Source organism: Nostoc sp., assembly GCF_054880495.1.
Genome location: NZ_JBTYKD010000415.1, coordinates 1 through 12524, shown reverse-complemented (window position 1 = coordinate 12524; position 12524 = coordinate 1). Strand labels below are relative to the sequence as shown.

Sequence of the window (12524 nt, the reverse complement as noted above, 5' to 3'; positions counted from 1 at the left end):
GCCAAGAAGTTGCGATCGCCCTTTGTAAACCCGATTTAAAAGGTCAAACTATGAATCTAATAATAGTGGATGCTCAAGTTCTCGCGCAACTTGAGTTAGAGCAGTATGTCGAAGAGCAAGCCCAGGATGTAGCACCAGAGTTTGAGATTGATTCTGTGGATGATGCTGATTTCGGTGCTTTATATCGGCTGTGGTCTGGTATGAGGCTACTGGGCACATTAGACCCTTGCAGACTCAGATGGCTTGTGGGTGGCGCAGCCGTGCAATGAAAGAATTACGCCCCCGGTGCGATACTCCAGAACAAGCGCAACTCATCATCATTGCCCTGAGTGGGTTGCTAGTAGCTGACGCTGCATAACGAATATTTTCCCGACCATGAGGCGCATATTGTTGTGCGTCTCTCAATCCTAAACACGGAGATTTTTTATCATGACTGAAAATAATGACCAGATTGTGGTATCTAACATCAAGGATGACCAAAGTTACTGCACCCGCGATGTCGATGGAGTAAGTGGGATGACGGTAACAGCTTTATCTCAGTTTTGCGGGACGGGGAAATCGGCAATTACACAACTGTTAAATCAAATAAGCGATTCTGACCCGTTCACGAATGAACTCGCTGAATGCCTGAAATCTTTTGCTGGTAGTAACTGGAGGCTGTTCACGAATGACCCATCAGGCTCGGCATTCATTATTGATGAGGTTTGTCATGCCGTTCTGGAATATTACGCACTGGAAGCAAGAGGGATATTTACAGGCTTACCTGCGGTCGCCTCGGTGGTAGAAGCGGGTAATAAATTATTGCCTGCGATTTCTAAATTATTTGGTTTAGGGTAAAAGATACCTAACCCGTTATTTTAACAACACCAGCCCTGCTGCTTTCGGGTTAATTGGAGCGCCCAAGAGGGCAATGAATAACTGTAATATTTGGTGAAAGTGGGATTATAGAGGTGAGTTGTGAGCAAGCCAAACCCTCAAGTTTTAGAGACGGCTATAATAGCGGCGTGCAATGCTCATACGGGTTTGCATCAAGCAATTCATGAATTGCGGCATGGGTCGGTGACTGAAGGGAAACAGATAATAGCAAGGCAGATTGCGGCGCTGGCTAATGCGTTGATGATTTTGTGAGATGTTGGAAAATTATTCACTCCTGGGTAGTTTTAACTGGTAACAGCAATGTATCTTCAATGTGCTGTCGCACTTCTCGGCTCACGTAACATTCACTGTTGAGGCAATCAGCTAGCAATTTATTAGCATCGCAGTACTGCTTCAATAGTTCTTTTTTCCAATCGCCGTAGACCCCGCAATTCCAATCATAAGTCAAATGCTCCTGAAGCATTTTTGAGGCTAGTAAATGCCACAACTGAACAGCAATTTCATGGACTGCTCAAAAATCTGGTAAGTGCCGTGAGCAAAGACAGCAGCAATAATGTTGCAATTGTGGCAATGGCAGCAATGTTTTTTGGGTTTGCAGTGCTGGTGTTAAAACCTGCTGCACCTGTGGCTCAACCACAGATTCACTTGCAAAGTAATCCCACTACCACAGTTACAACTCATCAAGAGCAAAAACAACGAATGGATACAGGCTCGGATACAGGGTCTTAGTTAAAGTGCGATCGCCACTGGCTAAAAAGTTTTTTTGCTTTGGCGATCGCCCTCCGGTTCTAAGTCAAAAATAACTATTCTTCAATAACTGCAAAAATTGATAAATGCTTTTGGTGAGAGCGATCGCCTAGAACTAGAGCGATCGCTCCTGAGCGAAATAACAGTGGGTACAACTCACGTTTCCTATTTTGCTCAATTTCATGTTTGGTTTGTCTCCGAGCCGGAATTTGACAAGGCGGGGGACAAGCGAATCGCCCATCTTTCTTTTCAGGAGACAGAGAAGTTCCCGGCTTGACCAGGAAAATTTTCAAGCGAGCTATGGCGATCGCTCTAATCCAACTTCCGAAGAAGTTTAAAGTTTATACTAACGCGCCAGTGACAACGCCAACTCCACTACAGTTTCCATTAATTCAACTTCCGAAGAAGTTTAAAGTGGTTGATGACTATAGTGAACAATTCACTTTAAAGGTTTCCATTAATTCAACTTCCGAAGAAGTTTAAAGTAAACATCAGCTCTGCTTCGAATGTTACCTTTGAAGTTGTTTCCATTAATTCAACTTCCGAAGAAGTTTAAAGAGGCTGCTTGAGTCCAACTGATTCATGCAATACCTCGGGTTTCCATTAATTCAACTTCCGAAGAAGTTTAAAGCTGGCTCTCTACTCTTGGCAAAAGCCCCAAGACTTTGTTTCCATTAATTCAACTTCCGAAGAAGTTTAAAGATACTTTTCCTCTATCTGATGATGAGGGTTAGTAACTGTTTCCATTAATTCAACTTCCGAAGAAGTTTAAAGAGTTGACATTGACGCTACTGGGGCAGGTGCGGCGAAATGTTTCCATTAATTCAACTTCCGAAGAAGTTTAAAGACCCGTTGCTGAAACCACTTACTCAAGCACCTTCTGTTTCCATTAATTCAACTTCCGAAGAAGTTTAAAGATTTGAAGGGAGAATGGGTTTGTGTTTGGCAGCGACCGGTTTCCATTAATTCAACTTCCGAAGAAGTTTAAAGGGCTAGCTTCTACAAACCTTACCCAGAGATGATCCTACAGCAGATTTTCGGGGCTTGTCAAATTTCTCCAAAATAAGTACCCAAAATTGAGAATTACCCCTGATAGGAAAAGCCTCAAACCCTTAATTGATCAGCTTGCCGGGGCTGCCAACAAAATAATCAGGGTTTGGGGCTTTGGACTTCAGCCCCGAAACTAGTCAACAGTTAAGTTTTACTTATCCATGAGCGGAGACAAGCTCATTACTCACCTTTCTTTTCAAGAGACAGAGAAGTTCTCAGCTTGACCAGGAAAATTTTCAAGCGAGCTATGGCGATCGCTACTACGCAAACACCTCAAATCCTTGTCAGCTAGCTTGTAAAGCTCTAATTGCGATCGCGGTCTAATCCCCGTTAGGGGAAGTGGTAATGGAAAGGTTTGACCGGAGACATCTTCCACGACAAAAGCTGTGACTGGTTTCCATCCCCTTTCGGGGCGATGTGATCGGAAAGATAATTCCGGCCGCAGCGTTCTTTCATGATATAGGTCGGTTTCCATCCCCTTGCGGGGCGATGTGATCGGAAAGGATTTCAAACCCGGAACTGTCATGTATGTGGGAAAAGCGTTTCCATCCCCTTGCGGGGCGATGTGATCGCAAAGCTGATGTCCTTACTCGTGAAGTCATTAGTGTATTAAGTTTCCATCCCCTTGCAGGGCGATGTGATCGGAAAGAGTTCACTTCTAGAACCCTTACAGGGAGAGGGTTTGAGATACCCTAATCGACACTACTTTTTTGAGTGTCAATAACTCCCAATAAATTCTCAATAAGCGATGCCTTTTGCAGCTTGGAAACGTTGCTGTGTAAGCAATCGACACCAGTCAACGGAATTATGCGGTTTTCAAGGTTCGGGCGAGTGGTGTCGATTTAGCGACATACGCTATTTCCAAAATATAACTATTTACCCTTTTTGGTCAAATTTGTGACATTTTTGTTACAAAAAGCTCGGAGATTTTGGGCGATGCCGTTTATGAGCGATGCCTATGGCGGTAAACTACGCATTCAAGACACTCCACTATTTTCTTAGAGGAAATGAAGGGCGATCGCTCCTCACCTCAGAATCAATCGTCAACATTGCTTGGCTAGCATTAACCAGCGTCCATCTGAGTGCTTTGGTGGCCTGCCTAAAGTACACCACCATAAACCGTTTTTATCAACTACATACCTGTCATATTTGATGTGATAAAAGATTGTATTAATAATGTGTTGTGTCGTTTTTAGAGAGCGATCGCCCTATAAATGTGCAATATTCTTAGAGGAAAAAATTCCTATCACTGCTTGAGCGATGCCTACGGCGGGCTGCGCCTACGCCCTCAGTCCTTTGCTAGTAATGCTGCTGTAACAAAGGATAAAGTGCTGCTGCAATTTGCTCGAATTCTTCACCATCTGGATAGGGACAAGTAATTTCCTCACTATCTTGGTTTATCCATGATTTGCTGTTTAATTCAAAGCCTAATATCTCTCCTCGCCACCACCCAGATATCGAGAGTCGATTGTTTCCATAACCAACTGTGAAATCTATTTTTTTATCGCGTTATATGAGCTAACACATTTCTCTATATAGTAGCCTTGAAAATCAATATCAATACAATTGTCTTTAATTTCATAAATTAGTTTGAACCGCCTGTGCGGATAATACTGTGCAGCAATTTGAGATGCTGCTAGTTCAAGTTCTAGTGGTAGTGTTTGCATCATTTTTAAGTGCTTGCAGTTTTTGTATTATACCTTTCTAAGGTATGTGCGTAGGCGCAGGCCGCCGTAGGCATCGCTCCTTCATTTTCTTAGAGGATGAGGGGCGTAGGCGATCGCCCGCCGCAGGTATTACCCTGAGCCTGCGCCGTACCACTTCTCTACGAGACGCTCCGCGAACGTGGAAGCAAGCTACGCGGAGCGTCTCCAAGAGTTGGGCATCGCTCTATAACTAATCATTAACTAAGAATGTATTATCAATGCGTCGGACAGTAGAGATATTACTAAACCTGATAGAACAGCAACAAGTAGAAATCAAAGAGCTACAGGAAGAAAACCAAAAACTGCGGGACGAAAACAACCTTTTCTTTTGGGCGAAGAAGGTAAACCAGACATAAAAGCCAATAAGAAGAAAGGGTTTAAAAACGACCACTCATCAGAAAAAGAGCGAAAAACTCCAACAGAACATCATAAAAGAAGTAAAAACGAGACTATAAAAGTAGATCGAGAACAGATAGTTACTTACCCAAACTTATCGGGCTTGGGCGAAGATGAGGCGTAGTTTGTTTGAGATTAAGCTTTTGGTGCTGAGTGTGAAGGATGCTGAGATTTGAGGGGGATAGGGTGTCATAATAATTTATGTTGCGTTTCATCCCGTAACCTCTTCTTCATCATCTTCTTCATCATCTTCTTCATCAATAGATGGTGGATATAAATCTAACGTTACAGACAAGCCACAATTTACAATTCGTTGCAAAAGATGATGGGAGAAATAATCTCCTCCTAGACCATTACCAGAGCTAAAGCCTAGAGATAAATTTCCTTCAACATTAGGCAACGACAAAATTTCTCGCAAGCTCTCAATATTTGATTCAAGAACATCGAGCAGCAAACCAATCTGCTTCTCGAATGGCACATCTGAATTTGTCAAATAACTTGATACCCATAGATTCGTCTCGTATTTTGGATGTTGAGGATCTCCATTTATGTGCTCACCTTTTTTCCCAATGACAGAAGGAACAAGCTGTAACTTTTCCTGTACGCTGTCAACGGGCAAGCTATCACCTAATAATCTCAAACGTGCTCGATACCATTTCTGATCTTCTGATAGTACAAACATGATTTAAAAATCTGGGTTGATGACTTTAGAAATATAAAGAACCTTTCTGCTTATTTACTGGAGTTTAGACTAGGCAGCAAGAAATGACCTAGCAGTGCTAAGTTCATAAAACACAACCTTCAAGAATGAAGATATTTGAGATTAAGCAGTTTTTTGTTGTTCTTTGCGTGGTCTAGTGGTGAAGGCTTTAAGGCAGGGAGAAACTAAAACGGCGTACTTTGGTCTGAATGCTTTACTGTAGAAGCTTTTGGGTGGATGTCGGGATAATAATACCATTTCCCGACATTTTCCACACAGAAGACAGGTACTAACTATAAAAAATAAGTTTTATTTCTCCTTTTTGAAATAAAAATACTACATGAAAATACTAAATAGAGTTTATTAATTAGTTGAAATTTTTCAACTATTAATTTACTTCTCCGTTTTCAAGATATCAGAGTAAATTAATCATGAATCTCAGCAACTCTCGCATTAAGATTACTTTAGCGTGTTTAGCAATACTTGCAGGTACTGTTGTTCCAGCATCTTCTACTTTCGCTCAAAGCGTACCAACCAATGCTGTACTTGGTGGTAATGACACAGACGGTACACCTCTATATGTATGCTCCGGTATATACAACAACGCAGTTTATGGAGGTAAATACCGTTCTGATAGAAATTATTGTGATATGAGTTATGCAGGGTCTGAAGTTTTTTCATCTCCATATAACTATGTCGTTCTAACATATCCTCTAAATTTAAACACTAGAGGTCAAAGGACTGTGTTCTATTGGGAAGCATCATCATATCAACAACCAATACCAGGAGACGCTGTGCCTACTGGTTTTGAAAATGGTTATAGTCTCTATTCGTGCCGAGCTTCATACAATGGTGGAACTGCAATAGGAAAAATAATTAAACAAAAACTTTGTAACTTCGGTTATGGCGGCAGGGAAATTTCCGCTACCTCTTATGATGTGTTAGCACTAACAACCATTGCAGCACCTATTGTCCGTTGACTGGGATAGAACCCTTGGGTTGAGTCGATACTAAGCGTCGTTACACTAAATTCCACTGCGACATCCCCGACTTCAAATCGATTAACCACCTGCTTACAAGTTAAACCCTCCCAACATTCCCAACATTCCCAACATTCCCAACCTCCCCAACGCCTCCCAACATTCCCAACCCTTCCCAACCCGCAAAGCCCTGCTATTTAACCCGTAGCAGGGCTTTGTAATGCTTTGTGCTACATATACGTTTTAGAGGGTTCTGTAAGTTCTAGGGCGGTCTGGTCAGGATTGGTACGGTTTTGAGGTATTTGGAAGGTTTGGGATGTTTGGGAATGTTCGGGAGGAATTGCGAACACCCTGAACAGGCGACCATCGCAGTTTTTCTTTCTTGACTTTGCTCTCTTACTACGGATGAGCAGTAGAAAAAATACTTGCATATTCGTAGTATTATCAGCATGATTCTTGATATCAATTTTTATACAACGATAAAAAAATTGGAGTATTCTGAATGTCTACATTTACCGTCACTAATACTAATAACAGTGGTCTAGGTTCACTACGGCAGTCCGTTTTAGATGCCAATGCCCAAAGAGGAAAAGACATTATCAATTTTGGTGGACTATTTACTGATGGGCTGGCTCATACCATCAACCTGACTGGTAGTAGTCTGAGTATCACAGATGACCTTACCATTCAAGGCACAAATCCCAGCTTACTAACTATTAAGGATGATAGTGTTTCCCGTGTGTTTGACATCGGCAGTGGTGTAACATCTGCAATCAACGGGCTGACTATTACCAATACATACGATGGAGCCGGAGGAGGGGGTGCGATCTCAAATGAAGGCATCCTGACCTTGAGCAATAGCATCATCACTGGTAACACTGTAAAGAGTAACGCAACCCTCTACGGATTTAGCATTGGTGAGGGCGGTGGCATTTTAAACAGTGGTAGTCTCACGCTGGACTACAGTATCATTAGTAATAACTCGACTATTGCTGCTGACACGTTACCAACATTAAATGGTGATTTTTCTAATAATGGAGTTATTGTCGCTGGCGGTGGTATTTACAACAGTGGCAGTCTCACACTGAACAACAGCACCATCAGTAATAATTCATCAATTTATTATGACGCTCAAGGCGGTGGTATTTACAACAGTGGCAGTCTCACTGTGAACCACAGCACCATCAGTAATAATTTATGCCAATGGGACGGCGGAGGTATTTACAGCGAAGTCAATGGCAGTCTTACTGTGAACTACAGTTCCATCACTGATAATACATCACAATGGAACGGCGGCGGGATCTACTACACTGGGAGTAGCATCCTATCGGTGAATAATAGCATCATCACTGGTAATTTAGCAGAATACGTCGCTACCTTCGGCAGCGGCTTTGGCGGCGGCATTTACGCAACTGGCACTACTACTACTATAAACGTGACTAACAGCCGCATCAGTGACAATTCGGCACAATACGGCGGCGGGATCTACAATGTTGGCACTATAACGGTGAATAACAGCATTATCAGTGGCAATTCGGCACAATACGACGGCGGCGGGATCTACAATTATGGCACTATAACGGTGAATAACAGCATTATCAATAATAACTATGCCAGCGAACATGGGGGCGGCATTTACAGCAATAGCACTATAACGGTGAATAAAAGCACTATTATTGGTAATTCGACAAACGGCGAGGGCGGCGGGATCTACAATGTTGGCATTTCTTATCTAGGGTATCGTGGTCCAGGATATATAGTTATCTCTAGACTTACGGTAACAAATAGCACTATTAGTAACAATCGGGCAACCACTGGAGGTGGTATTTATAATAATGGCACTCTATCGGTGAGTAACAGCACTATCAGTAATAACTATGCCAGCGATTATGGCGGCGGAATCTACAACTCTAGCTCTAACGGGGAGGGTAGCGACAATCAATTTGGCATCGTTACCGTGAGTTATAGCAACATTACTGACAATACGGCACTTACTGCCGGCGGTGGGATCTATAATAATGCCGATGACGGCGGCGACTATTCTGGCACTGTTACATATACTCAATTAGGCATAGTTAACGTGAACCACAGCACCATTAGTGGCAATCAAGCACACTTTGGCGGTGGGATATACAACAATGCCACCTTAACAGTAGGCAACAGCATTATCAGGCATAATAAAGCTTTCGGGATCGAACTCAGTTCTGGTCAAGAAGAGTCTGGCAAGGGTGGCGGGATTTACAACTCTGACTCTAGCTATGCCACGGCCACAATAGACTACAGCACCATCGCTTGTAACTTTGACACACCCGAAGAAGATTCAAATAAGTTTATCAAGCTTGATAATCTCGTAGGTAAATTCATCACCAAAGGTTCATTCGTGAGAGTTTAAAACGATATTATAGATTATAGGATTTTCTAGTCTGGTGAGGTACAACCCGCGTTATTTTTATGAAGCTTTCTTAGAGGATAAGAGGCGTAGGCGCAGCCCGCACTTCGACTTGGCTCAGTGACCACCGTAGGCATCGCCTGTGCCGATAAATTACACTTGGTCATTTACTAAAAATTCATTTGTTTCTTTGTCAAAGATTAATCTTTGCCCTTTTTCCACTACATAAGGCTTGCAAATTACATATTTATCATCCTCATCACTAAATATGACATTTACAGTTTCTTCTTCTTCTCTACCAGAGTTGCAGTATCTAAATTTAGCTGTTATGGTTCTAGTTTTCATTTTCTTAGAAGATAATTCTTAGAGGATAAAATACACCAATCATCACAAGCGTAGTTTCCCGCCGTAGGTATTGCTCTAGCTGCGATCGCCTCATTTATAACTGTATCTTGGCTTCATTATCTTCATCGCCTGGATACCATGCCCTAAAATCATACCCGTCGATAGTTTGACAATAATCGTATTCCATATCTAAAGCTTCAGCCGCTTCAATAAATTGTTCTAGTGTGCCGTCATACCAGATAACATATTCACTACCTATCGCCTCAATAATTGCCTTAGCAGCATAACCCTGCTGGATAGATATCAGTTGGCTTTGATGCTGCCAAGTTTGGCATATACGACAACTGTAGCCCCAATCGTACTTTAAATCCTTGTAATGATGAGTTTTCATTTCACAATTGCGACAGTATAGGAATTTTGATAGGTCTAATGTAGTTGCCATAAAAAAGTAATTTATCAATCCATCACAACTGGCTAAACTGATATTTTGTGGCTAAAGTCATGGTCAGAACCATGACTTTTTTCATGATTGATTGTGTCAGATATTTCTACAATAGTTGTATCTCATCAGATTGATATTGAGATTTTAAACCTCAAGTCTTATGTCGGAACACAAACTAATCCCTAATCATCACAATACCTTTCATATATGTAATTAGAAAAATATCGCTAATTTCTAAGTATTGCTGGAGATTTCTGGAATAATCATTATGCCTTGTGTAGTCAAATTACAATTCCAATTCAAACATTAATTGATGTTTTCATCAACTGAAGAGGGACTCATGATTAATCGGGCTATAGACATAATTTTCGTAGATTCCTTTGCCTTTGTAATTAATATCACATTTGGAACACTGCTTCATACTAAAATATGCAATTATTCCTGGGAAGGGAAAACACCCTTTAATTCTAAACCAGAAGAGATTGGCTCTAATCCATCCATTTCACCGTCATCTTCGGAAGATATACATTAGAGTCTGTTTGAAAAGTCCAAGATAGTTATAATTCATCATTCTGAACAAAACGAAGTGAAGCGAATAATCCCAATTTTTCGTTGGAATTGAGATGCTTCACTTCACTGCATTCAGTATGATGCCAAAATTGTTAAGCAATATTTCGCCAACAGTGTCAACCGCTACTTTTAACCCAATTACAAATAGACTTGTCCGAAAATTAGGTTTTGACCCTTGCTGTACAAGGTTTATATGCTCATTTGTGAATAAGTCTAATATACCAGTGCAGCGATCGCACTCAGCTTGGTTATATTCATCCTGGTCTTGGAGTCCACAAGCTTGCAAAATTGAGAGAGATTCACCCAGCGTAATTTTAGCGCCTACTCGCTCCTTAGCTCTAGATGTCGTTTAAAATCACCCCTACTTGTGAAATTCAGCCATCATGTCTCACTTTCTTGAAACGCTAACTCCAACGAAAACGGTAGGCAGCCCGGATTGGCAGATGCCCACTCGTTGGCTTCTACAATTAGAGTTTTGTTGCCCGAATCGAGATAAAATTGCATTTTGGCACTCTGCTCCAAACGTTCGCGTTCTTTGCCTCCAATCAAGCATCGCGCAATCAGGCAGTACTCTCTAGCTACACGTTTGGCGTAGGATGCTGCTTGGAGTCGCAACTTAGTCAGTTTCTTCAGTTCTGCCAAAGCGACAGAATACTTAAGTTCAATATCAAAAACCTAATCTTCACTGGCTTAAACTTTTCTCTTCCAGATAAAATTTGTGATATTTTTTCAAAAAAAACGTTATGAGTGCAAAATTTATGATTAGCTTTTTGTTTCAATAACTTATAGTACCTCCCATGATTTCAGACAGACAGGATAAAAAAAATCAGTATCAATCAAGACTCGGAATTGAAGTATTGCAAGGACACAATCTTCCTGACCTCACCCAGCTACAAAGACATGAATTGAAGAAATCTCTTTGGGAACATGGTGTTGTTGTAGTTAGACAGCAAACTATTACTGCATCAGAATTGGAGGAATTTTCAAGACAGACCTTTGGAGTTCTAATGTTCGGTGGCAACAAAACATTAGATCCTGATATTAGCCCAGACCTCCAAAGCGAATACGTTTATATTTTGGGTAATCCGAAGGGAGAAACAGAACCAACGGAAAAATTCGCTTGGAAATGGCATCAAGACAAAGATGGACTGCCACGCACTCCAGGACTGGATATGAATGCACTGTATGTTGTGATGCTTTACGGGGTGGAAGTACCTGCTCTGGATCTAGATGGACAGCTACATACGACTCAATTTGTTGACTTGATAGAAGCTTACAACAATTTAGACTATGAACAACAGGAGGAACTAGAAAATTTATCAATGTATCACAAAGCACCAGCCTTCTCTGAAGAAGCTGTTATTCTCCAAAAAGCGCATCCAATCCTATCAACTCACAAAGTTACTGGCAAAAAAGGACTGTATCTGGGTATAGACACAGCAGTGCCTGTAGGTATGGAGGATAAACCAGAAAAAGCAAAATATTTCTGCCAAAGTTTGTTTCGGGCTGTACTAGAGCGAACACCAGTTTATTCCCATGTTTGGCAAAAAGGAGATATTATCTTTTGGGATAACTCACAGGTAATGCACCGAGGTATGCCGTATGATGCAACAAAATATAAACGTATTGCACTACGTTTAGGAGTTGTGGATAATAGCTTTCACTAAAATAATCTCCAATTTATTAAACGATAAGTCTAAATATACTAGACAGTCAGGATTTGTAAGCAATAATTGCAACTATAGCAATCCTAAATGAGTTGTGAAAAAAAATGAACCATACATAAATATCTTCGGAAAGTCAAAAACTTGATGATGAGTAAGAAGTTCAAATAATCTCTTGACATGAGGAAATGATTTGCATAAGTGATAAAACTCTCGAATAAAGTTTTTAGCGTGCAACCAGATATCCTCTGGGGTCTGGGTTCGCTTGAATGAACTCTATCAACTCTTCCATGTGTACTGCCATGCACCCTGTCACTACTGGCAATATTCACCATATCAACAACTGTGATTTTTCACAAATGATTTAGGATTGCTATAGTTATATTTTTCCCAATTGAATAGAGCTTTCATTCAATCTTATTTGACTTCCTCGCTTCATTTGCCAGAGCTATACTCTGCGCCGCCCCCGTTATAAAGCCAATTGGAGCAACAGCGATCGCTGCGCTGGGCTTAAACCAAATAGTTATCAAGCATAAAATCCCACCACACATTAAACCAGTGGCGACAATTAATCCTTTTACTAACTTGCGGCTTTGTTCTATTGAATCGAACTGAACACTCTCCACTAGCAAAGATTGATTAGCTAGTCGTTGCACTAT

General features: G+C 41.2%; 20 protein-coding genes, 1 pseudogene and 1 CRISPR repeat array. Of the genes and pseudogenes, 13 read left to right on the top strand and 8 right to left on the bottom strand.

Translation table 11 applies throughout. The annotated features are described in order from the left end of the window. The 3 genes and pseudogenes from ACYTXL_RS35125 to ACYTXL_RS35115 all read left to right on the top strand — a co-directional run. Positions 1 to 269, top strand: a pseudogene (locus tag ACYTXL_RS35125) (hypothetical protein); the annotation flags it as partial. Positions 270 to 429: 160 nt separating this feature from the next. Further along, positions 430 to 837, top strand: a complete 408-nt coding sequence (locus ACYTXL_RS35120) for a hypothetical protein (RefSeq protein WP_461922409.1) — start codon at positions 430 to 432, stop codon at positions 835 to 837. 120 nt (positions 838 to 957) lie between these two features. After that, positions 958 to 1128 carry a hypothetical protein gene (locus tag ACYTXL_RS35115; RefSeq protein ID WP_461922410.1) on the top strand — a complete coding sequence of 57 codons (171 nt, stop codon included), beginning with the start codon at positions 958 to 960 and terminating at the stop codon, positions 1126 to 1128. Positions 1129 to 1144: 16 nt separating this feature from the next. Here ACYTXL_RS35115 and ACYTXL_RS35110 read toward each other — a convergent pair whose 3' ends face one another. Next, positions 1145 to 1339, bottom strand: a complete 195-nt coding sequence (locus ACYTXL_RS35110; protein WP_461922411.1) for an NACHT C-terminal helical domain 2-containing protein — start codon at positions 1337 to 1339, stop codon at positions 1145 to 1147. Positions 1340 to 1341: 2 nt separating this feature from the next. On the opposite strand from ACYTXL_RS35110, the gene ACYTXL_RS35105 reads away from it, so the two are divergent. Together ACYTXL_RS35105 and ACYTXL_RS35100 are read left to right on the top strand one after the other, a co-directional pair. Beyond that, a complete protein-coding gene (locus ACYTXL_RS35105) occupies positions 1342 to 1605 on the top strand; it encodes a hypothetical protein (RefSeq protein ID WP_461922412.1) in 264 nt (87 codons plus the stop codon). 97 nt (positions 1606 to 1702) lie between these two features. Next, on the top strand, positions 1703 to 1900 hold the full coding sequence (locus ACYTXL_RS35100) for a hypothetical protein (RefSeq protein WP_461922413.1): 198 nt from the start codon (positions 1703 to 1705) through the stop codon (positions 1898 to 1900). Positions 1901 to 1928: 28 nt separating this feature from the next. Then, positions 1929 to 2613: a CRISPR direct-repeat array (repeat unit 35 nt; unit sequence GTTTCCATTAATTCAACTTCCGAAGAAGTTTAAAG). A 256-nt stretch (positions 2614 to 2869) separates the two neighbouring features. Here ACYTXL_RS35100 and ACYTXL_RS35095 read toward each other — a convergent pair. After that, the gene (locus ACYTXL_RS35095) at positions 2870 to 3199 is read right to left on the bottom strand and encodes a hypothetical protein (RefSeq protein WP_461928593.1); all 330 of its coding nucleotides are present in this window, start codon (positions 3197 to 3199) and stop codon (positions 2870 to 2872) included. Positions 3200 to 3631: 432 nt separating this feature from the next. Here ACYTXL_RS35095 and ACYTXL_RS35090 point away from each other — a divergent pair, with 432 nt between their 5' ends. The 5 genes from ACYTXL_RS35090 (at position 3632) to ACYTXL_RS35070 (ending at position 4899) form a co-directional block, all read left to right on the top strand. After that, positions 3632 to 3826, top strand: a complete 195-nt coding sequence (locus tag ACYTXL_RS35090; protein WP_461922002.1) for a hypothetical protein — start codon at positions 3632 to 3634, stop codon at positions 3824 to 3826. Positions 3827 to 3887: 61 nt separating this feature from the next. Then, positions 3888 to 4052, top strand: coding sequence for a hypothetical protein (locus tag ACYTXL_RS35085; protein WP_461928592.1), 165 nt, complete (start codon positions 3888 to 3890; stop codon positions 4050 to 4052). A 332-nt stretch (positions 4053 to 4384) separates the two neighbouring features. After that, positions 4385 to 4573, top strand: a complete 189-nt coding sequence (locus ACYTXL_RS35080; protein ID WP_461928591.1) for a hypothetical protein — start codon at positions 4385 to 4387, stop codon at positions 4571 to 4573. Positions 4574 to 4597: 24 nt separating this feature from the next. Further along, positions 4598 to 4735: a hypothetical protein gene (locus tag ACYTXL_RS35075; RefSeq protein WP_461922003.1), complete on the top strand. Its 138-nt coding sequence runs from the start codon at positions 4598 to 4600 to the stop codon at positions 4733 to 4735. Next, positions 4708 to 4899, top strand: coding sequence for a hypothetical protein (locus ACYTXL_RS35070; RefSeq protein ID WP_461928590.1), 192 nt, complete (start codon positions 4708 to 4710; stop codon positions 4897 to 4899). Before ACYTXL_RS35075 ends, ACYTXL_RS35070 begins: the two co-directional genes overlap by 28 nt. Before the next feature lie 87 nt (positions 4900 to 4986). On the opposite strand, the gene ACYTXL_RS35065 is transcribed toward ACYTXL_RS35070, so the two are convergent. Further along, a complete protein-coding gene (locus ACYTXL_RS35065; RefSeq protein ID WP_461922004.1) occupies positions 4987 to 5457 on the bottom strand; it encodes a DUF4279 domain-containing protein in 471 nt (156 codons plus the stop codon). 449 nt (positions 5458 to 5906) lie between these two features. Here ACYTXL_RS35065 and ACYTXL_RS35060 point away from each other — a divergent pair, with 449 nt between their 5' ends. After that, positions 5907 to 6455: a DM9 repeat-containing protein gene (locus tag ACYTXL_RS35060; protein WP_461922005.1), complete on the top strand. Its 549-nt coding sequence runs from the start codon at positions 5907 to 5909 to the stop codon at positions 6453 to 6455. A gap of 502 nt (positions 6456 to 6957) precedes the next feature. Then, entirely contained in the window at positions 6958 to 8847 is a 1890-nt protein-coding gene (locus ACYTXL_RS35055; RefSeq protein WP_461928589.1) for a beta strand repeat-containing protein, read from the top strand. A 150-nt stretch (positions 8848 to 8997) separates the two neighbouring features. On the opposite strand, the gene ACYTXL_RS35050 is transcribed toward ACYTXL_RS35055, so the two are convergent. From ACYTXL_RS35050 to ACYTXL_RS35035, 4 genes are all read right to left on the bottom strand, one after another. Beyond that, on the bottom strand, positions 8998 to 9189 hold the full coding sequence (locus tag ACYTXL_RS35050) for a hypothetical protein (protein WP_461922007.1): 192 nt from the start codon (positions 9187 to 9189) through the stop codon (positions 8998 to 9000). 94 nt (positions 9190 to 9283) lie between these two features. Further along, positions 9284 to 9580, bottom strand: a complete 297-nt coding sequence (locus ACYTXL_RS35045; protein WP_461922008.1) for a hypothetical protein — start codon at positions 9578 to 9580, stop codon at positions 9284 to 9286. Between the two features lie 679 nt (positions 9581 to 10259). After that, positions 10260 to 10487, bottom strand: coding sequence for a hypothetical protein (locus ACYTXL_RS35040; RefSeq protein WP_461928588.1), 228 nt, complete (start codon positions 10485 to 10487; stop codon positions 10260 to 10262). A 95-nt stretch (positions 10488 to 10582) separates the two neighbouring features. Next, positions 10583 to 10843, bottom strand: a complete 261-nt coding sequence (locus ACYTXL_RS35035; RefSeq protein WP_461928587.1) for a hypothetical protein — start codon at positions 10841 to 10843, stop codon at positions 10583 to 10585. Between the two features lie 155 nt (positions 10844 to 10998). On the opposite strand from ACYTXL_RS35035, the gene ACYTXL_RS35030 reads away from it, so the two are divergent. Then, positions 10999 to 11868, top strand: coding sequence for a TauD/TfdA dioxygenase family protein (locus tag ACYTXL_RS35030; protein ID WP_461928586.1), 870 nt, complete (start codon positions 10999 to 11001; stop codon positions 11866 to 11868). Between the two features lie 404 nt (positions 11869 to 12272). Here ACYTXL_RS35030 and ACYTXL_RS35025 read toward each other — a convergent pair. Then, positions 12273 to 12524, bottom strand: a 252-nt coding sequence (locus ACYTXL_RS35025) for a hypothetical protein (protein WP_461928585.1), incomplete at its 5' end; no start/stop codon positions are given.

What these genes read in the sequence shown, in the direction of transcription:
- ACYTXL_RS35120 (WP_461922409.1), top strand. Translation starts at nt 430, where the DNA reads ATGACTGAAAATAATGACCAGATTGTGGTATCTAACATCAAGGATGAC.
- ACYTXL_RS35110 (WP_461922411.1), bottom strand. Translation starts at nt 1,339, where the DNA reads ATGCTTCAGGAGCATTTGACTTATGATTGGAATTGCGGGGTCTACGGC.
- ACYTXL_RS35095 (WP_461928593.1), bottom strand. Translation starts at nt 3,199, where the DNA reads ATGACAGTTCCGGGTTTGAAATCCTTTCCGATCACATCGCCCCGCAAG.
- ACYTXL_RS35090 (WP_461922002.1), top strand. Translation starts at nt 3,632, where the DNA reads ATGGCGGTAAACTACGCATTCAAGACACTCCACTATTTTCTTAGAGGA.
- ACYTXL_RS35085 (WP_461928592.1), top strand. Translation starts at nt 3,888, where the DNA reads ATGTGCAATATTCTTAGAGGAAAAAATTCCTATCACTGCTTGAGCGAT.
- ACYTXL_RS35080 (WP_461928591.1), top strand. Translation starts at nt 4,385, where the DNA reads ATGTGCGTAGGCGCAGGCCGCCGTAGGCATCGCTCCTTCATTTTCTTA.
- ACYTXL_RS35075 (WP_461922003.1), top strand. Translation starts at nt 4,598, where the DNA reads ATGCGTCGGACAGTAGAGATATTACTAAACCTGATAGAACAGCAACAA.
- ACYTXL_RS35065 (WP_461922004.1), bottom strand. Translation starts at nt 5,457, where the DNA reads ATGTTTGTACTATCAGAAGATCAGAAATGGTATCGAGCACGTTTGAGA.
- ACYTXL_RS35060 (WP_461922005.1), top strand. Translation starts at nt 5,907, where the DNA reads ATGAATCTCAGCAACTCTCGCATTAAGATTACTTTAGCGTGTTTAGCA.
- ACYTXL_RS35055 (WP_461928589.1), top strand. Translation starts at nt 6,958, where the DNA reads ATGTCTACATTTACCGTCACTAATACTAATAACAGTGGTCTAGGTTCA.
- ACYTXL_RS35050 (WP_461922007.1), bottom strand. Translation starts at nt 9,189, where the DNA reads ATGAAAACTAGAACCATAACAGCTAAATTTAGATACTGCAACTCTGGT.
- ACYTXL_RS35045 (WP_461922008.1), bottom strand. Translation starts at nt 9,580, where the DNA reads ATGAAAACTCATCATTACAAGGATTTAAAGTACGATTGGGGCTACAGT.
- ACYTXL_RS35030 (WP_461928586.1), top strand. Translation starts at nt 10,999, where the DNA reads ATGATTTCAGACAGACAGGATAAAAAAAATCAGTATCAATCAAGACTC.